Origin of the sequence: Rhodococcus zopfii NBRC 100606 = JCM 9919, assembly GCF_001895025.1 — a bacterium.
Lineage (GTDB): Bacteria > Actinomycetota > Actinomycetes > Mycobacteriales > Mycobacteriaceae > Rhodococcus > Rhodococcus zopfii.
This window is the reverse complement of sequence record NZ_BCXI01000040.1, coordinates 19,467-36,114: the sequence shown is the minus strand read 5'-3', so window position 1 is coordinate 36,114 and position 16,648 is coordinate 19,467. Positions and strand designations below refer to the sequence as shown.

Here is a 16,648-nt window from a genome sequence, read left to right as displayed (position 1 = left end):
CTGTCGGCGAGGCCCGGGGCGGTGGGCTAGCCCAGATCGCCGCCGGCGACGGGCAGAACCGTCCCGGTGATGTACGAGGCTTCCTCGGATGCCAGGAATGTGATCGCGGCGGCCTGTTCGTCGAGGGTGCCGTACCGTTTGAGCAGCGACGAGCCGACGGTCTGGTCGACGATCTGCTGATACCAGGTCTTCTCCTGGTCGGTCTGCGCGGCCGGTCCGCGCGCGACCCGGCGGACCGGGGCGTCGGTGCCGCCCGGGGCGGTCGCGACCACCCGGATCCCGTATTGCGCGACCTCCAGTGCCAACGCCGCGGTGATCGCGTTGACGCCGCCCTTCGCGGCCGCGTAGGGGACCCGGTTGACGCCGCGGGTCGCGACCGACGAGACGTTGACGATCGTGCCCGAATTCCGGGCGATCAAGTGCGGCAGGACCGCGCGGCACGTCCACAGCGTCGGGAACAGTGAGCGCTGCACCTCGGCCTGGATCTGCTCGGGCGTGTAGTGCTCGTACGGCTTGGCCCAGATGGCGCCACCGACATTGTTGACCAGCACGTCGATGCGACCGTACTGCTGTCGCGCCTCGTCGAGTGCGGCCTGCGCCCCGTCGAACGTCTCGAGGTCGGCGGTGACGGAATGCGCGCGGGCACCGTTCTCCCGCAGTTCCTTCGCGACGTCGTGGACGAGCTCGGCGCGGTCGATCAGGACGACGTCGCCGCCCTCAGCCGCGATCCGGGTCGCGACCGCGCATCCGATGCCCTGCGCGGCGCCGGTCACGACGACCGCGCGGCCGTCGAAACGGCCTGGAAAGATGCTGGGGCTCATGCGATGTCCGCCTTCGCGCGGTCCTCGATGGCGTGCCGCATGGTCGCCTTCGCGTGCTGGGCATGAGAGACGATGAGATCTCGTGCCGCAGCCCGGTTGCCGCGCTCGAACGCCTCCACGATCTTCAGATGGTCGTGCGGAACCTGCTCGTCCACCCACTGTGCGGTCCGCAGTACGCGCTGCATCAGCTGCGTGACCTCGAGCCGGTTGTACGCCTCGAGGAGGACCGGGTTGCCGCAGCAGCGGAACAGGAACTCGTGGAACGCCGCGTTGGTGTCGGTGAACGCCGCGGCGTCCGTGAAGCGGTCCCGTTCGATCGACGCGGTCGACGTTTCGGCCAGGAAGCGGAACTCGACGAGCTGGGCTTCGGTGAGCCGGCCGATCGTCAGCTCGAGCGCGCCGAGTTCGAGTGCCATGCGGGCGTCGAACTGGGCGTCGGACTCGATGACGGGCGGATGCTCTTCGCCGATCTCGTAGTTGTCCACGGCGGGGATCGCGGCACCGAGAGAGACCGGCAGACCCGTTTCCGCGGAGGCCTTCTCGGCTGCCGCGCGTTCGGCGTCGGTGGGCTCGATGACCTGTTCGGAACCGGCCGCGGAGTTGTTGAACTTCTCGAAGTAGAAGTTGGCGGGGGTGAGGCCCTCGTTCGCGAAGTGGGTGCGCACCGCCTCCACCATCGGGGGCGGGCCGCACAGGTACACGTCGACGTCACCGTCGTTGAGGTTCTTCGGCTCGAACAGCGAGGTGACATAGCCCTTGTGTGGCGCGGTCGAATCCGGATCCGAGACGCAGTACTCGAACGTGAAGTTCGGCAGGGACTTCGTGTACGCCTCGAGGGTGTCGAGTTCGACGATGTCGCGGTCGAAGGTGGCACCGTAGATCAGGTGCACGGGCAGGTCGCAGTCCTGGTCCTGCATCGTCGCGAGGATCGCGAGGATCGCGAGAATCGGGGCCAGGCCGGTGCCGCCGGCGAGCAGCAGCGCGGGGCGCTTGCGTTCGCGCAGGAAGAAGCTGCCGAGCGGGCCGGTGAATTCGAGGGTGTCGCCGACCTGCGCGCGATCGCGCAGGTATTCCGACATGAGGCCGCCTTCGGTGATCTTGACCAGGAACGACAGGTGCGCGTCGTTCGGGCCGGTGCTGAACGAGTACGAGCGGCTCTGGTCGGATCCGGGCACCCGGATGTTCACGTATTGGCCCGGCAGGAACACCAGGTCGTCGCGGTTCGGGATCTCGACGGTGAAACCGACCGTGCTGTCGGAGAACCGGCGGATGTCGGTGATCGTCGCCGAGTATGTCGTGGCGGCGGTCTTGGCGACATCGGAGGTGGTCGCGATCTGGAGCACCAGATCGGTCTCGGGGGTCATCTGGCACGGCAGGCAGTAGCCCTGTTCGGCCTCGTCGTCGGTCAGCGCCTCCTCGATGTAGTCGCCGCCGTCGTAGCTACCGGATTCGCACAGCGCCTTGCAGGTACCGCACGCGCCGTCCCGGCAGTCGAGCGGGATGTTGATGCGCGCCTTGTACGACGCATCCGCGACCGTTTCGCTCGGTCCGCACTTGATGAAGCGGGTCACCCCGTCCTCGAAGCTCAATGCCACCTGAAAACTCATGACATGCGCCTCCTTTCGTGAATCAGGGTGAATCAGACGACGTAGACGTCCACGATGTGGTGGATGTAGTCGTTCTTCAGGACGATCTTCTTCTTCCGGATCACCGGCTCCGGCCCGGAGACGTCGAGGGTGACGAAGTTCGTGCCGAAGTACGTGTCGGTCGTGTTGTACCGGTAGTACAGCGAGAGCCAGTTGTGGCGCAGGTCGATCTCGCTGCCGCGGCGCTCGAGGATCTCGACATTGGTGATGTTGTGTCCGGTGCGGGGTTCGGGCAGCGACGTCGCCGACGAGCGGTCGGTGCGGATGCGGAACACCCGGTCCTCGAGCCCGCCGCGGTTGGGGTAGTACACGAGCGAGATCTCGCGTTGCGGATCCTCGGTGAGTTCACCGTTGTCGTCCCATGCAGGCATCCAGTACTCGGCCTGCGGGTGGTAGCACTCGAGCCACTTCTCGAACTCGCGGTCGTCGAGCAACCGCGCTTCCCGGTAGAGGAACTGCTCGATGGCGGTCTGCGTCAACTCTGTTGCAGTGGTCATTGTTTCGCGGTTCCTCAGCGCTCGTTCGTGGCGGTGGACTCGGCTTCGGCCTCGGTGGCCTTGCGCATCGTCTCGAGCCAGTAGCTGTGCTGGATCGGGTAGAGGCCCTCGTCCTCGGTCTTCACACCGCTCGACAGCACGTTGTCCATGCCGAGGTCCTTCGCGACCTGGTCGGGGCCGTTGAGCACGTGGGTGGCGCCGCGGCTCATGTCGTTCCACGGTGCGGCGGTCGCGAGGTACGTCTTCTGGCAGGACCGGAACTCCTCGAGATCGTCCGGGGTGGCCATGCCGGTCGCGTTGAAGAAGTCCTCGTACTGGCGGATCCGGTTGGCGCGGGCCTCGGCCGGCTCGCCCTTGGGGGCGATGCAGTAGATCGTCACCTCGGTCTTGTCCACCGAGATCGGCCGGAAGTGCCGGATCTGCGACGAGAACTGGTCCATCAGGTACATGTTCGGGTACAGGCACAGGTTGCGCGATGCCCCGACCATGAATTCGGCTTTCTTCTCCCCGAATTCGGCGGCCAGTGCGTCCTTGCGGGGGTAGAGGGGGCGGTCCTGCGGGTTGCCCCACCACATCCACAGCAGGAGGTGGCCGTTCTCGAACGAGTGGTAGCCACCACCCTGCTTGCCCCACGTGCCGGCGTCCATCGCCTTGGTCTCGTTGGCCGATTCCCCGGCGGTGCGTCGGGCGGTCGTGGCCGCATAGTTCCAGTGCGTCGCGGACACGTGGTAGCCGTCGGCACCGTTCTCCGCCTGCAGTTTCCAGTTGCCGTCGTAGGTGTAGGTGGAGGCACCGCGCAGCACCTCGAGTCCTTCGGGGGACTGATCGACGACCATATCGATGATCTTGGTGGCGTCACCGAGATGATCCTCGAGCGACGCGACGTCGGCGTTGAGGCTGCCGAACAGGAACCCGCGGTAGTTGCCGAATCGGGCGACCTTGGTCAGGTCGTGGCTGCCGTCGGTGTTGAACTGTTCCGGGTACCCGGCCTCGCGCGGGTCCTTGACCTTGAGCAGCTTGCCGTTGTTGCGGAACGTCCAGCCGTGGAACGGGCAGGTGAACGTCGTGCGGTTGTCGGTCTTGCGCCGGCACAGCATCGCGCCGCGGTGGCTGCACGCGTTGATGAGGCAGTGCAACTCGCCGTCCTTGTCGCGGGTGATGACAACGGGCTGGCGTCCGATGTAGGTGGTGAAGTAGTCCCCGGCGTTGGGCACCTGACTCTCGTGCGCGAGGTACACCCAGTTGCCTTCGAAGATGTGCTTCATCTCCAGCTCGAAGATCTCTTCGTCGGTGAAGATGTCGCGCCGGACCTGGTAGCGGCCGCTCGCTGCATCCTCGACGAGAGCGCCGTCGAGATGGGAACGCACGTGGTCGATGGTGTCGGTCATGGAATCTCCAATGTGGCGTCGTACCGGGGGCGATGCGGAGTTCGGCTCGGTGCCGGCGGGCGGCTGTGCCGTGATGCCTCCACGATGCCAGGCTGTGTCTCCGGTCACACCGGGCAAATACCTAGGGATGTCTAAGACCCCGGATTGTTCGGGCCGAAATGCCCTGGACACGGCCGATCCGCATCGGTGGGATATCCCGGTCCTGCCTGGGACGCCGGTACCACCTGGGACCCCGGGGCGACCGGTCGCGTTCACGGCTCGTTCGGGCCGGCAGAACCGGTCATTCACGTGACGACGGTGAACTGACAGCGACGGATGTTCGTCCGTTCACTTCGGATCGTCGGGCACGTTCCTGCCCGTGGAAGGAAATATCCATGGCCACCGTCACATTCGACAAAGCCACCCGTCGCTACCCAGGCTCCGACCATCCCGCCGTCGATGGCCTCGACCTCGACATCTCCGACGGCGAGTTCCTCGTCCTGGTGGGTCCGTCCGGCTGCGGCAAGACGACCTCGCTGCGGATGCTCGCCGGGCTCGAGGACATCGACAGTGGACGGCTGCTCATCGGTAGCACCGATGTCACCGACGTGGATTCAAAGGATCGTGACATTGCCATGGTCTTCCAGAACTACGCTCTCTATCCGCACATGTCGGTTGCCGAAAACATGGGGTTCGCGCTGAAGATCGCGGGGGTCTCCAAGGACGAACGGCAACGGCGGATCGCTGGGGCTGCGAAAATGCTCGATCTCGAGCAGTATCTCGACCGTAAGCCCAAGGCGTTGTCCGGTGGGCAGCGGCAACGTGTCGCGATGGGGCGTGCGATCGTGCGGAACCCGCAGGTGTTCCTCATGGACGAACCCCTGTCCAACCTCGACGCGAAGCTGCGGGTCCAGACGCGTACAAGCATCGCGCGCCTGACGCGCACGCTCGGCGTCACCACTGTGTACGTCACCCACGACCAGACCGAGGCGATGACGATGGGCGACCGGGTGGCAGTGCTCGACGGTGGCCGGTTGCAGCAGATCGACACACCGCGAAATCTGTACACGCGGCCGGCGAATCGATTTGTGGCCGGTTTCATCGGTTCCCCCGCGATGAGCTTCCTCGATCTGCCGGTGGCCGACGGCGGTGTCGATTTCGACGGATACACGGTCCCCGTGGAGCGGGAGGTGCTCGGCCGGGCGCGCGCCGGATCGGTCACCGTCGGCGTGCGGCCGGAATCGTTCGTACTGAGTACCGACGACAGCGGGATCGAGCTGCGGGTGGAGGTCGTAGAGGAACTCGGTGCCGACGCGTTCCTCTACGGCTACGTCTCTTGCGGGGGAGCGCGCCACGAACTCACCGTTCGCGCGGACGGTGACAATCCACCGCCGATCGATTCGGTCGTGCGCATCCGCCCGGTGACGTCAGCGGTGCACGTATTCGACTCGGACAGTGGTGTGCGGCTGAGCGCATGATGTGGCCGGTGGTGGCCGGAATGATCCCCGGCCACCACCAGGATCAACTGCCCTGCAACAGTTCATGCAGGTGTATCACCGTCCGGCCCTCGAGTGTCGGCCACAGCGTGTGGCCGGGATCGTCGGGCAGGTCCACGACATTCGGGACGCCGACGGTGACAAGCCCGGCAGCTTTCGCGGAGGCCAGACCGGGCAGTGAGTCCTCGATCGCGACCACCCGGCCGTGCTCGATATCACCCCAGCGGCCCCGGAGTCCCTCGACGGCACGCAGATACGGTTCCGGGTGGGGCTTGCCGTGCACAACCATGTCACCGGTGACCAGGAACTCGAAGGTTCCGTCCGGAAGTAGACCGTCGATCTCCGCAGCGAGTGGCCTCTCGCTCATCGTCACCATCGCGCACGGAATGCCGACATCGCGAACGGCGGTCAGCAGTTCGCGCGCACCGGGACGCCACGGCACCTGCCGGCGCACCTGGGCGATGACGGATTCGAGGAGGGTGTCGATGATCTCGCGGACGTCGAACGGAATGCCCGCCGCGCGCAACACCGCGGCGGAAGTGGGCAGCGAGTTCCCCACGAGCGCAGCGGCCTGCTGGTGGCTCCATGGAATATCGTGCGCTGCAAGAAGATCTGCTTCCGCACGGAACCAGTACGGTTCGGTGTCGACGAGCGTTCCATCCATGTCCCAAAGTACGGCTTGCACTCCGGTGTCCACCTGGGTCACGCATCCTCCTGTTCGTCGTGGGTCGGCGACCGGTCGAGCGGAGCGGCAGGGAGTGTTTCCTCGTCCGACGTGCCGGCACCGTTCTCGGGGGTGACCGCCGTGACGCGGACGCCGCGGTCGCGAATCGTGTCGAGTAGTTCGGCCGGGGCACCGGTATCGGTGATCAAATCGTCGATCGACTCCCAACCACACACCAGATGCAGTGACGTCGCACCGAGTTTGGCCGAATCGGCGAGCAGCACCCGCCGTCGCGCCGACCGGATCATTTCGGTCTTGACGGCGACGATCGATTCCTCCTGATGGTACGTGCCGTTCGCATCGGCCGTCGTCGTGGACACGAATGCAGTGTCGACTCGGACCGCTCGGATTGCCGCGACCGCCCCGACGCCGAGGAACGATTCGTGCCCGGGGACGTAGGTTCCCCCGATCGCGGTCGTCCCGGCGGTGCCGGCTCCCGCGATCCGGTTGAGGACGGGCAGGTAGTTCGTGACGATGTGCAGGTCCTCGATGCCGAGCACGTGGTCGAGCATCGACGCGGCGGTCGTGGAATCGTCGAGCAGGACGGCCTGGCCCGGTGAGACGAGCGTGGCGGCGGCCGCGGCGATCGCGCGCTTCTGGGGTACGGCCACGAGTCGTCGCAACGGCGCGGCGATTTCGTAGGTGCTCGTGCGCTGGACGCTGACACCCCCACGGAATTTCCGTACGATTCCGCGGCTCTGGAGTTCGTCGAGGTCGCGGTGCATCGTCATGAGGGAGACGTCGAATCGCGCGGCGAGTGATTGCGCTGAGGCACCCTCGTCGGCGATCAGACATTCGAGGATGGAGTCGAGTCGATCCTGCCGGGAACTCCTGATCGATCTCTTGCCCACGCGCACTCCTGCCTCTCGGATTGGTAGATCGTCCAAGTTATATCACTTTTACTGTGATTAACGCCCGGTGAAATCAGTGGGAAGAGTTGACTCCCGAGAGTCGAATCCGAGCTGAAACGGCCCGGCCGGCAATGAGTACGAGTTGATCGAAATATGTTGTTGTAAAGCAATATTGAGCGGATCAGGAGTCCTCGGTCGAGCTCGGGAAGGTCCATTCGGCAGTGTTTGACCTCCGTCGATCCTGGGTGTCAACATGGTCGCGTTTGAGGCCCTACTTAACAGTTCATTGATATCTGAGAAAGGACGGTGGATGTGTCACTGACAGTCCAGCGCCCCGTGCCGGCGCCGAGAGCGCCGGCGTCGCAGCGTCGGGTGCCGTCGCCGTCTCCGAGCGGTCCGAGCCGGCGCCGGCGGCGCGAGTATCTGCTGTTCGCGTTGTTCGCGCTGCCGAACCTCGCACTGATCGCCGTATTTGCCTATTGGCCAGTGATCGGGAACGCCTATCTGAGCCTGACCCGATGGGACATGATCGCGCCCAGCCCGACTTTCGTCGGTCTGGACAACTACCTCACGCTGTTCACCGATCCGTCGTTCATTCGGGTGCTGTCGATCACCCTGGTGTGGGTGGTCGTGGTGGTCGGGGTCAGCATCGTCGGTGGGCTCGCGCTCGCACTGCTGTTCGCCTCGAAAGCACCCGGACGGAGGGCGGTATCGGCCCTGGCCTTCTCGCCGCACATTCTTTCCGGCGCCGCCGTCGCCGCGGTCTGGCTGTTCCTCTTCGACCCGAACTACGGCCTGTCCCGGGCGGTGTTCTCGCTGTTCGGGCTCGACTCGCCGCACTGGACGACCTCGAGCCAATGGGCACTACCGGCGTTGATCATCGTCGCGGTCTGGAAAGGGGTAGGTTTCGTTGCAATAGTCTATCTTTCGGCGATCCAAGCGATGCCGCAGGACGTCCTCGAGGCGGCCCGGATCGACGGTGCGAACCGCTGGCAGATCCTCCGGCACGTGAAATTTCCGCTGTTGTCTCCGACGACTTTCTTTCTCACCGTCACACAGGTGATCGGCGCGTTCCAATCCTTCGACCTCATTGCGATGATGACCGCGGGCGGACCCGCGGAGGCCACGACCACACTCAGCTGGTTCATCTATTCGGAAGGTTTCCGTCAGTTCAAGGCGGGCACCGCCGCGGCCGGCGCGATGATCATGTTCGTACTGCTCATGGCCGTGACCGTGGTGCAGATGCGGTACGTCGAGAAGAAGGTGCACTACTGATGCTCACCGCTGCACGCAGGCACCCGTGGTCACTATTGGGGCTGATCCTGGTCGGCCTGGTGTTCCTGGTGCCCTTCTACTGGATGCTCAGCTCGGCATTCAAGCCCGAGGAAGAGATCTATCGCTGGCCGCTGCAATGGGTTCCGTCGGCCTTGGTCTTCGATCACTTCGAGCGCGCCTGGGAGGCCGTGCCGTTCGGGCAGTTCTTCGTGAATTCGGTCGTGGTCACCACGGTCGGCTCGACCCTGAAGGTGCTGCTGGCGGTGTTCGGCGCCTACGCCTTCGCGTTCCTCCGCTTCCCCGGCAAGAAGTGGATCTTTGTGGCGGTGCTGGGTGCTCTCATGGTGCCGGGCCACGTCACCCTCCTCGTGAACTATGTGACCATCGGCAACCTTGGCTTGATCAACACATATGCAGGCATCTTCCTGCCCGGACTGGCCAGCGCATTCGGCACGTTCCTGCTCCGCCAGCACTTCATGTCCCTGCCCAAGGAAGTGCTCGAGGCCGCGGAACTCGACGGCTGTGGACACCTGCGCCGTCTCGTCCACTTCGTGCTGCCGATGTCCAAACCCGCGATCGTGACGGTGGCGCTCATCGCCGTCATCGACGAGTGGAACGACTTCATCTGGCCGCTGCTCGTGACGAATTCGCTCCAGGCGCGCACACTTCCGATCGGTTTGATGTTCCTGAAGGAAACCGAAGGCGTCGACCAGTGGGGGCCGATCATGGCGGGCACCGTGATCGTGATGCTTCCGATGCTCCTGCTGTTCCTCTTCGCGCAGCGCTACATCATCGCCGGACTCGCCGGTGCCGCCGTCAGGCGCTGACGTACAAGCTCTTCCGCTCCCGTTCCCCCTCCGCACCCCCCGAGGAGAAGCCATGTCCCTGTTCGATCGTCAGCGTGTGACGCCGCCCCCGGCGCTCACCCGGCGGCGCTTCCTGACCGTGGCGGGTATGGCCGCCACCGCGGTGCCGATCTTGGCCGCGTGCGGATCGCCGTCGTCGGGTTCGTCGTCGGGAGCATTCGCGCAGCCGGACGTCAACGTGCCCGGCCAGTTCGCCGGCCGTACCAACGTTGTCGTGTGGAGCCCGTGGTCCGGCACCAACGGCGAGGCGTTCACGACTTTGGTGAATCGGTTCAACGAGTCCCAGGGCGACGCATACGTCGAGGTCCAGCAATTCCAGGGATACGACGGGGTCACCGAGAAGCTGTCTGCGGGCCTGCAGGCCCGCCAGATCCCCGAGATCGCGGTCTTCTCCGACGTGTCGTGGAACAAGTTCTTCCTGTCGAGTCAGGTCGAGCCGCTCGACCAGTACTTCACCGGAAGCTGGAACAGCGCCACCTACCACGACCGCCTGTTCCAGGAAGGTGTCGTGCGCGGGTCGTCGTACTGGGTTCCCTTCGGCCGGTCGACCCCGTTGTTCTACTACAACAAGGAGATCTTCGCCGATGCCGGCCTGCCCGATCGTGCACCCGAAACCTGGGACGAGTTCCGAGACTGGGGCAATCGGATCACCGGCCGCGCCTACCGCGGCAACACCTTGAAGATGCGTGCCTACACGGGTGGCGACGACTGGTATTTCCAGGGTCTGCTGTGGAACCACAACGGCGCGATCTCCGACGGACTCGACGTGGTTGTCGACAACGACCGGGCCATCGCGGCGGCCGAGTTCGACCGTGCCTGCGTCAACGACGACAAGATCGGGTATCTCGCACAGGAGATCAACACCGATTTCACGAACGGACTCGTTGCGTCGATCACGAATTCGACAGGTTCCCTCACAGGCCTGACCAAGGGAGCCGATTTCGAGATCGGTGCGGGATACCTCCCGGTCGCCGAGGACACCGGTGTTCCGACCGGTGGTGCCGGGCTGTCTATCCTCAAGCATGCCGATCCCGAACGCAAGGCAGCGGCCGCGAAGCTGATCGAATTCCTCGCCCAGGACCAGCAGGCCGCCGACTGGGCCGTGGATACCGGCTATCTCCCCGCCACCAAGGGCGCGACCGCATCGCCGATCGTCACAGCACGTATCGCCGAGAATCCGAATTACGGTCTCGCCGTGGCCCAACTCGATCGTGCACGTCAGCCCGACGCCGCGCGCCGGTACGTGTCCTCGACGATTCTCGAGATGCGCGGAGTCATCCAGAAGCTCTACACCGAGAACGCAAACCCGGCGGCCGTGCTGTCCGCCGCCGCGAAGGTCATCCGGAAGGACGCCGAGGACATCCGGGCCCAGTACGAGGAGTTGGTTGCCGAATGAACGCACGCATCACCCCCTATGCCGTTGTCGGGCACCGCGGCGCGATGGCGCTCGCACCGGAGAACACACTGCCGTCCTTCCGGTTGGCCGAGCAGATCGGGGTCCATGAACTGGAATTCGATGTTCGACTGACTGCGGACGGGATTGCGATCGTCCTGCACGACGCAACGCTCGACCGCACCGCGGCGGACGAGTCCGGACGTGGCTTGGGCCCGGTCGCCGACCTGACCTACAAGCAGATTCGGGCCGTCGACGTCGGTGACGGCAATCATGTACCGACGTTCGAGGAGGTCCTCGACGCGACGACGGTGTCCCTTCAGGTCGAGATCAAGGCAGGCGAGGTCGCGGAGCAACTCGCGCACGTCGTCTCGGCTCGTCCCGCCGACGCCGAGCGAATCCGGTTCACGAGCTTCCAGCCGGAGGCACTGCGGCGCATGCGCGAACTCGCACCGGATATTTCGCGCGGGCTGATCACGATGGGATATCCCGATCGGGAACGGCATCCCGGTGGAATCGAAGCGGTGCTCGCGGAGACGGGAGCATCCGCGTTCTACTGCGGCTGGGACGGACTGACCGAGGAACTGGTGTCGCGAATGCACGACGCGGGGTACGAGATGGGTGCCTGGCCGGTGCGCAGTGTCGACGACGTGCGGCGCGGTCTCGAACTCGGCTTCAACGGCGGAACGGTCGACGATCCGCGCGCAGGCTGCGACTGGCTCGCGCAGGCGATCGCGGAGGCCGCTCATTGACCGGTCGGAGTCGTTCCATTACAGGAGGTTACGGGGGACCGGGCGGTCGAAGGTCACCGCGTCGAGCCTGTTGATGAACGCCGCAGTCGGCCGGGCCTCGATGTAGTCGAGAACGTTCGTGCGCATGTGCCCGACTAATCGGCACACGGACCCGACCGGATCGGGTGTTCCGGAATCGCCGAGGCGGAACAGATTCGGATATCCATGCACCACGAGCCCGTCGGCGTCCTGGGCGAGGGATCGTCCTCGACGCCCCTCGACCAGGATCGTCCCGGAGGATTCAACGACAATCTTCGCCCGGGCCGCGACGCCACCGGCCGTGTCGATCTCCCATCGGTGGTTCACCTCGTCGTACCGGGCGGCTTGTGCATCGGGGGATTCGGTGACCGAAAGACGGAGTTCGCGCCGCAATCGTTCGGCCGCGCGCAGGGACGCGAAGGAGCGCCCGACGACTGCCACATCGAACTCCGGGATGCAGGGGGGTCGGGAATCCGGCTGTGCCAGGAACATCGGGCGCTCCTTCGCTGGGGGAGTGGATCGGGACCGCGCGCGGGCAGGTGGGGTGCTGCTGCCCGCGCGCGGCAGACTGGGCTACTTCTTGTAGAGGGCGCTGACGTCGGCGTTTCCGATGAGATCCGGAACCGTCCACCCGTCGAGGTCGTACTCGCTCATGAACTGCTCGGCGAAACCCTTCATGGAGGCGACGTCACCGCGTCCTTCGGCGGCGAACAGCAGTTCTGCCTTGACGTTCTCGTGGTTGCCGGCGTAATTCCGCTCGTACAACTCGTGGCGGCCACCGAACTCGGAGCCGATCGAATCCCACAGTGCCTTCATCACTTTGACGCGATCGACGGCCTGGATGCCATCCGAGCCGCGGACGTACTTGTCCAGGTAGGGCCGCACATCGGGGTTCTGGAAGTCGGCGGCCGAGGACGGCAGGTAGATCAGGCCGGACGCGACATCCTGTTCGATGATCTCCTTGATCCGCGGGTAGCCCTGCATCGCGAACATCCGGTAGGTCAGGCCGTATTCGAGCTTCGGGATGACGGTGTCGCCGAGCCACGGCTCGGGGTTGTTGACCATCGCATCGCTGAGCGACCAGAACAGGTTTCGCCAGCCGATGACTTCACCGACGCGGGTCTGCACGCCGCGGAACCCGCCGGCGCCGGTCGCGTCGAGGGCCTTCATGAGCAGGCCGGCGATGAAGTCGAGCTTGACCGCGAGACGCGTGCAGCCCTGCAGCGTGAAGCGCTGGAGGAAGCCGGACCCACCGAGGAAGTTGTTGATCTTCTCCACGTCCCCGTACATGAAGACGTTCTCCCAGGGCACGAGCACCTTGTCGAAGATGAAGATGGCGTCGTTCTCGTCCATGCGCGAGGACAGCGGGTAGTCGAACGGCGAGCCGACGACGTTGGCGTTCTGCGAGTACGAGGCGCGGGAGATGAGCTTGATGCCGGGCGCGTCCATCGGCACCGTGCAGATCAGCGCGAATTCCTTCTTCTTGATCGGCAGGCCGTAGTGGGCGATGAAGTTGTAGTTCGTGATCGCCGAACCGGTCGCGACGACCTTGGCGCCGGAAACGATGAGGCCGGCGTCGGTCTCCTTCTCCACCTTCATGAACACGTCGCCGACCTCGTCCGGCGGCAGCGACCGGTCCACCGGCGGGTTGATGATCGCGTGGTTCCAGTACAGGACCTTCTCCTGCGATTCCCGGTACCAGCGCTTCGCGTTGTCCTGGAACGGCGAATAGAACTCGTCGTTGGCGCCGAGGGTGCCGAGGAACGACGCCTTGTAGTCGGGGCTGCGGCCCATCCAGCCGTAGGTCAGTCGTGCCCACGTCGCGATGGCGTCACGGTCGGCGCGCAGGTCGTCCGCGGACTTGGGGGTGCGGAAGAACGGCATGGTGACTCCACCGTTGCCGGTGTCGGTGGCCGTGGTGAGCGTGTCGACGTGCTCGCCGGTGTGCATCGCGTCGTACAGGCGGGCCGTCATGCGGATCGAATTGCGGAAGGCCGGATGCTCGGTGTAGTTCTTCACCCGCTCTCCGTGCAGGTAGATCTCCCGGCCGTCCTTGATCGACTCGATGTACTCGGCCCCGGTCATCGGGCGGCTCGCGAAGTTCTGCTGATGGTTGGCCGCGCAGTCGGCGGCGACGTTGACCTTGGAACGGTCGAGCGTCTCGGTGGGGCGGGGCTCGGTCGTGGTCATGTCATCTCTCCTGGGGACGGGGAAGGTGAGGAAGAAGAACGGACGGTCGGGTCACGCGGTGGGCACTGCGACGCGCATCGGCGTGAACCGGGTGGATGCGTCGAACCATCCGCTGTGCGGGTCGTCGAGCGATCCGTTCCACGCGGCGGACGCGCTGGGGTCGCCGATGTCATGGAAGGTGCTGCGGTAGAACAGAAGTGGCTGTGCATCGGCGCGGGCGGTGGCGTCGATGATTTCGCCGATGTAGATGATGTGGTCGCCGCCGTCGTACTCGCGCCACGGCACACACGACAGGGTGGCCGCGGTGCCGGCGAGGACCGGCGCGGTCGGGCCCTGCTCCCACACGGGTTCCGGCGACCGGGGGCGTCCCGCGAAGTGCAGGGCGGTGTCGACCTGGTCGTCGGCGAGGATGTTCACCGCGAACGGCGCACCGGAGAGGAAGCGGCACGCCTTCGATGTGCGGGTCAGGGTCACCTGGCACAGCCGGGGTTCGAGCGAGACCGCGGTGAACGCGGTGACGGTGGCCCCGTGCGGAGTGCCCTCGTGATTGCTGCAGGTGATGACGGTGACGCCACTTGCAAACTGCCCGAAGATGTTTCGAAGTTCTCGCTGCTCCATGTCGGAAGCCCTCCGGTCGATCCGTCGCGGTGTGATCCAGACCATATGCGGACTCGGGAGGGGTGTGCGATCCGCTGAGCGCGGTCGCTATCCACCTTGCGCGACGGAGTGACCGTCGGCCTTGTTTGCGGCGGGTAGTGTTGCTCGTCACACTGTGACCAAAGACCCCGAGGACGATCCGAGGAGGGTGAATGCGCACCGACGACGGGCGGATCCCCGGCAATTGGGAGGAAGCGGAAGTAGCGGTTTCGGATGCCTACTTCCCGCATTCGCTGCGTCCACTCGACGCGATCACAACGCCCCGGGTGACGCTGCGCAGGGTCGATCTGGGTCCGTTGCGGCTCGCCAGGGTCGGCTGGGGGGCCGAGGTGTCGGTCGAGTCCGATCACCCCGGTGCCTATGCCGTGAACATCCCGCTCGCCGGACAGATCGAGTCGGTGAGCGAAGGACGGGAGGTTGTCTCCCGGCACGGTTACGCCAGTGTCTTCCGCCCGGACACCGCGGCAGCGATCACGCGATGGACGGCGAGCTGCGAGATCGTCGGAATCAAGCTCGACCGGGACTACCTGCATCGGGAGATGGCCCGCGTTCTCGGCCGGCCGGGGCTGCAGCTGCCGCCGCAGGTGGACCTGACGACCGACGCCGGGAAGAACTGGCTGTCGATGCTCGGCGCAATGGTCGGGAACCTCGAATCGGGCGACTCACCCTGGACCAATCCGGTGGTCGCCGATCAGCTGTCCGGCGCCATCACCTCGGCGTTCGTTCTCGCCGTGATGCGGGACGCCGACCCCGGCACGGTCGCGCGACCGCGCATCATCAAACGGGTTCTCGATCGGCTGCACGCCGATCCGTCTCTGGCCTGGACCAGCGCCGACATGGCCGAGGTGGCCGGGGTCAGCGTGCGCCGGCTTCAGGAGGGATTCCGGGAATACCTCGGGGTCTGCCCTCGCGAATACCTGCTCGACCTGCGCCTCGAGCGCATCCATGCCGCGCTCTCCGAGGGAGATCCCGCGGCGGTCTGTGTCACCGACGTCGCGCTCGAGTGGGGTATCACCCACACCGGCCGGTTCGCTGCGGCATACCGCCGCAAGTACGGGGTCGCGCCGTCCGACACGCTGCGTTCGTGAATCGTATTCGTCGCGTTGCTGCAGGTCAGGGTCGGAAACCGAGGTTCCGGCTCAGAGCGTCGGCGGCGTCGACCACGGATGCGGCAGCGGCGTCGCGGAACGAATCCGGGGTGTGCCGGCCCGCGGACGTCGAACACGCGACGACACCGACGACCGTGCCCGCGGCCTCGCGCACGGGTGCGGCCAGCGAGATCAGTTCGTCCTCCAGTTCCGCCGCCGCCAGGGCGAAGCCGCGTGCCCGGACCCGGGCGAGCTCGGCCCGGAGATCCTCCTCTCCCGTGATGGTCGACGACGCGAGCTGCTCGAACACGGTGTCCGCGACGACCCGGTCCACGACCTCGGGCCGTGCCCACGCGAGCAGGGCACGTCCCATCGACGTCGCATACGCGGGGACCCGGGTGCCGACCGCGACGTTGATGCTCATGATGCGGCGGACCGGCACGCGTGCGGCGTAGACGACCTCGGTACCGTCGAGCACCCCGAGCGAGGCGGATTCGGTGGTGCGTTCCGAGAGTTCGACCAGGTGCGGCATCGCGGCCTCGACCAGGGTGTTCGCGGCGGAGTAGTGCCGGCCGATGCTGAGCACCCGGGGGGTCAGCGACCACCGGGGGCCGGTGTCGGTGACATAGCCCAGCTTTCGCAGGGTCAGCAGGATGCGGCGAACGGCGGGCCGGGACAGGGCTGTGGCGCCGGCGAGTTCGGCTGACGTAGGAGTCGGGCCGACAGCGCCGAACGCGTCGAGAACCGCGAAGCCGCGCTCGATGCTCTGGATGAAGTCGCGGTCCGTACCTCGGGTATCTACCTGGTCCTCGCTAGGCATCGATTCTCCTACCTGCAGTTATGTCGGTCGTGTCCCGGAATGTGATTGACAAGCGATGTGACAGCGCGCACAGTATCCAACGTACGCATTGCGTGTCGCTTGTACGCAGAGCGTACTTCGTCTAGGGCCACCGGTCAGCCCCCGCATGTGCCCCCACCAGCTTTCGCGACTTTCGCGGCAGACAGTT

16 protein-coding genes are annotated in these 16,648 nt (G+C 65.6%); 6 read left to right on the top strand and 10 right to left on the bottom strand.

Annotated features, from left to right (window positions below; translation table 11 throughout):
* Positions 1 to 26 precede the first annotated feature (26 nt).
* From RZ1_RS22780 to benA, 4 genes are read right to left on the bottom strand one after another with little or no spacing between them, the layout of a single operon-like run.
* Positions 27 to 821, bottom strand: a complete 795-nt coding sequence (locus RZ1_RS22780) for a 1,6-dihydroxycyclohexa-2,4-diene-1-carboxylate dehydrogenase (RefSeq protein ID WP_072814798.1) — start codon at positions 819 to 821, stop codon at positions 27 to 29.
* A complete protein-coding gene (gene benC / locus RZ1_RS22775; RefSeq protein WP_072814797.1) occupies positions 818 to 2,428 on the bottom strand; it encodes a benzoate 1,2-dioxygenase electron transfer component BenC in 1,611 nt (536 codons plus the stop codon). The genes RZ1_RS22780 and benC overlap by 4 nt, the downstream gene beginning before the upstream one ends.
* 32 nt (positions 2,429 to 2,460) lie before the next feature.
* Positions 2,461 to 2,964, bottom strand: coding sequence for a benzoate 1,2-dioxygenase small subunit (benB, locus tag RZ1_RS22770; protein WP_072814796.1), 504 nt, complete (start codon positions 2,962 to 2,964; stop codon positions 2,461 to 2,463).
* 14 nt (positions 2,965 to 2,978) lie between these two features.
* Entirely contained in the window at positions 2,979 to 4,352 is a 1,374-nt protein-coding gene (benA, locus tag RZ1_RS22765; RefSeq protein ID WP_072814795.1) for a benzoate 1,2-dioxygenase large subunit, read from the bottom strand.
* A gap of 374 nt (positions 4,353 to 4,726) precedes the next feature.
* On the opposite strand from benA, the gene RZ1_RS22760 reads away from it, so the two are divergent.
* Positions 4,727 to 5,809 carry an ABC transporter ATP-binding protein gene (locus tag RZ1_RS22760; protein WP_072814794.1) on the top strand — a complete coding sequence of 361 codons (1,083 nt, stop codon included), beginning with the start codon at positions 4,727 to 4,729 and terminating at the stop codon, positions 5,807 to 5,809.
* 43 nt (positions 5,810 to 5,852) lie between these two features.
* Here RZ1_RS22760 and RZ1_RS22755 read toward each other — a convergent pair whose 3' ends face one another.
* Positions 5,853 to 6,533: an HAD family hydrolase gene (locus tag RZ1_RS22755; protein ID WP_072814793.1), complete on the bottom strand. Its 681-nt coding sequence runs from the start codon at positions 6,531 to 6,533 to the stop codon at positions 5,853 to 5,855.
* The gene (locus tag RZ1_RS22750; RefSeq protein WP_083583856.1) at positions 6,530 to 7,402 is read right to left on the bottom strand and encodes a DeoR/GlpR family DNA-binding transcription regulator; all 873 of its coding nucleotides are present in this window, start codon (positions 7,400 to 7,402) and stop codon (positions 6,530 to 6,532) included. Before RZ1_RS22750 ends, RZ1_RS22755 begins: the two co-directional genes overlap by 4 nt.
* A gap of 312 nt (positions 7,403 to 7,714) precedes the next feature.
* Here RZ1_RS22750 and RZ1_RS22745 point away from each other — a divergent pair, with 312 nt between their 5' ends.
* The 4 genes from RZ1_RS22745 to RZ1_RS22730 are packed head-to-tail and all read left to right on the top strand — an operon-like array spanning position 7,715 to position 11,688.
* Positions 7,715 to 8,677 carry a carbohydrate ABC transporter permease gene (locus RZ1_RS22745; RefSeq protein ID WP_072814837.1) on the top strand — a complete coding sequence of 321 codons (963 nt, stop codon included), beginning with the start codon at positions 7,715 to 7,717 and terminating at the stop codon, positions 8,675 to 8,677.
* Positions 8,677 to 9,504, top strand: coding sequence for a carbohydrate ABC transporter permease (locus RZ1_RS22740; protein ID WP_072814792.1), 828 nt, complete (start codon positions 8,677 to 8,679; stop codon positions 9,502 to 9,504). The genes RZ1_RS22745 and RZ1_RS22740 overlap by 1 nt, the downstream gene beginning before the upstream one ends.
* A gap of 52 nt (positions 9,505 to 9,556) precedes the next feature.
* Positions 9,557 to 10,939, top strand: a complete 1,383-nt coding sequence (locus tag RZ1_RS22735; RefSeq protein WP_072814791.1) for an ABC transporter substrate-binding protein — start codon at positions 9,557 to 9,559, stop codon at positions 10,937 to 10,939.
* The gene (locus RZ1_RS22730; protein WP_072814790.1) at positions 10,936 to 11,688 is read left to right on the top strand and encodes a glycerophosphodiester phosphodiesterase; all 753 of its coding nucleotides are present in this window, start codon (positions 10,936 to 10,938) and stop codon (positions 11,686 to 11,688) included. The genes RZ1_RS22735 and RZ1_RS22730 overlap by 4 nt, the downstream gene beginning before the upstream one ends.
* A gap of 18 nt (positions 11,689 to 11,706) precedes the next feature.
* Here the strand turns inward: RZ1_RS22730 and RZ1_RS22725 are convergent, their stop codons facing one another.
* From RZ1_RS22725 to RZ1_RS22715, 3 genes are all read right to left on the bottom strand, one after another.
* Positions 11,707 to 12,198, bottom strand: coding sequence for an NAD(P)/FAD-dependent oxidoreductase (locus RZ1_RS22725; RefSeq protein WP_072814789.1), 492 nt, complete (start codon positions 12,196 to 12,198; stop codon positions 11,707 to 11,709).
* Between the two features lie 81 nt (positions 12,199 to 12,279).
* Entirely contained in the window at positions 12,280 to 13,896 is a 1,617-nt protein-coding gene (locus tag RZ1_RS22720; protein ID WP_072814788.1) for a 4-hydroxyphenylacetate 3-hydroxylase family protein, read from the bottom strand.
* Between the two features lie 51 nt (positions 13,897 to 13,947).
* Entirely contained in the window at positions 13,948 to 14,514 is a 567-nt protein-coding gene (locus RZ1_RS22715) for a flavin reductase family protein (RefSeq protein ID WP_072814787.1), read from the bottom strand.
* Positions 14,515 to 14,705: 191 nt separating this feature from the next.
* On the opposite strand from RZ1_RS22715, the gene RZ1_RS22710 reads away from it, so the two are divergent.
* On the top strand, positions 14,706 to 15,641 hold the full coding sequence (locus tag RZ1_RS22710) for an AraC family transcriptional regulator (protein ID WP_072814786.1): 936 nt from the start codon (positions 14,706 to 14,708) through the stop codon (positions 15,639 to 15,641).
* 25 nt (positions 15,642 to 15,666) lie between these two features.
* Here the strand turns inward: RZ1_RS22710 and RZ1_RS22705 are convergent, their stop codons facing one another.
* The gene (locus tag RZ1_RS22705; protein WP_072814785.1) at positions 15,667 to 16,461 is read right to left on the bottom strand and encodes an IclR family transcriptional regulator domain-containing protein; all 795 of its coding nucleotides are present in this window, start codon (positions 16,459 to 16,461) and stop codon (positions 15,667 to 15,669) included.
* Positions 16,462 to 16,648 lie beyond the last annotated feature (187 nt).

What these genes read in the sequence shown, in the direction of transcription:
- benA (WP_072814795.1), bottom strand. Translation starts at nt 4,352, where the DNA reads ATGACCGACACCATCGACCACGTGCGTTCCCATCTCGACGGCGCTCTC.
- RZ1_RS22715 (WP_072814787.1), bottom strand. Translation starts at nt 14,514, where the DNA reads ATGGAGCAGCGAGAACTTCGAAACATCTTCGGGCAGTTTGCAAGTGGC.
- RZ1_RS22720 (WP_072814788.1), bottom strand. Translation starts at nt 13,896, where the DNA reads ATGACCACGACCGAGCCCCGCCCCACCGAGACGCTCGACCGTTCCAAG.
- RZ1_RS22740 (WP_072814792.1), top strand. Translation starts at nt 8,677, where the DNA reads ATGCTCACCGCTGCACGCAGGCACCCGTGGTCACTATTGGGGCTGATC.
- RZ1_RS22760 (WP_072814794.1), top strand. Translation starts at nt 4,727, where the DNA reads ATGGCCACCGTCACATTCGACAAAGCCACCCGTCGCTACCCAGGCTCC.
- RZ1_RS22710 (WP_072814786.1), top strand. Translation starts at nt 14,706, where the DNA reads ATGCGCACCGACGACGGGCGGATCCCCGGCAATTGGGAGGAAGCGGAA.
- RZ1_RS22780 (WP_072814798.1), bottom strand. Translation starts at nt 821, where the DNA reads ATGAGCCCCAGCATCTTTCCAGGCCGTTTCGACGGCCGCGCGGTCGTC.
- benB (WP_072814796.1), bottom strand. Translation starts at nt 2,964, where the DNA reads ATGACCACTGCAACAGAGTTGACGCAGACCGCCATCGAGCAGTTCCTC.
- RZ1_RS22725 (WP_072814789.1), bottom strand. Translation starts at nt 12,198, where the DNA reads ATGTTCCTGGCACAGCCGGATTCCCGACCCCCCTGCATCCCGGAGTTC.
- RZ1_RS22735 (WP_072814791.1), top strand. Translation starts at nt 9,557, where the DNA reads ATGTCCCTGTTCGATCGTCAGCGTGTGACGCCGCCCCCGGCGCTCACC.
- RZ1_RS22705 (WP_072814785.1), bottom strand. Translation starts at nt 16,461, where the DNA reads ATGCCTAGCGAGGACCAGGTAGATACCCGAGGTACGGACCGCGACTTC.
- benC (WP_072814797.1), bottom strand. Translation starts at nt 2,428, where the DNA reads ATGAGTTTTCAGGTGGCATTGAGCTTCGAGGACGGGGTGACCCGCTTC.
- RZ1_RS22730 (WP_072814790.1), top strand. Translation starts at nt 10,936, where the DNA reads ATGAACGCACGCATCACCCCCTATGCCGTTGTCGGGCACCGCGGCGCG.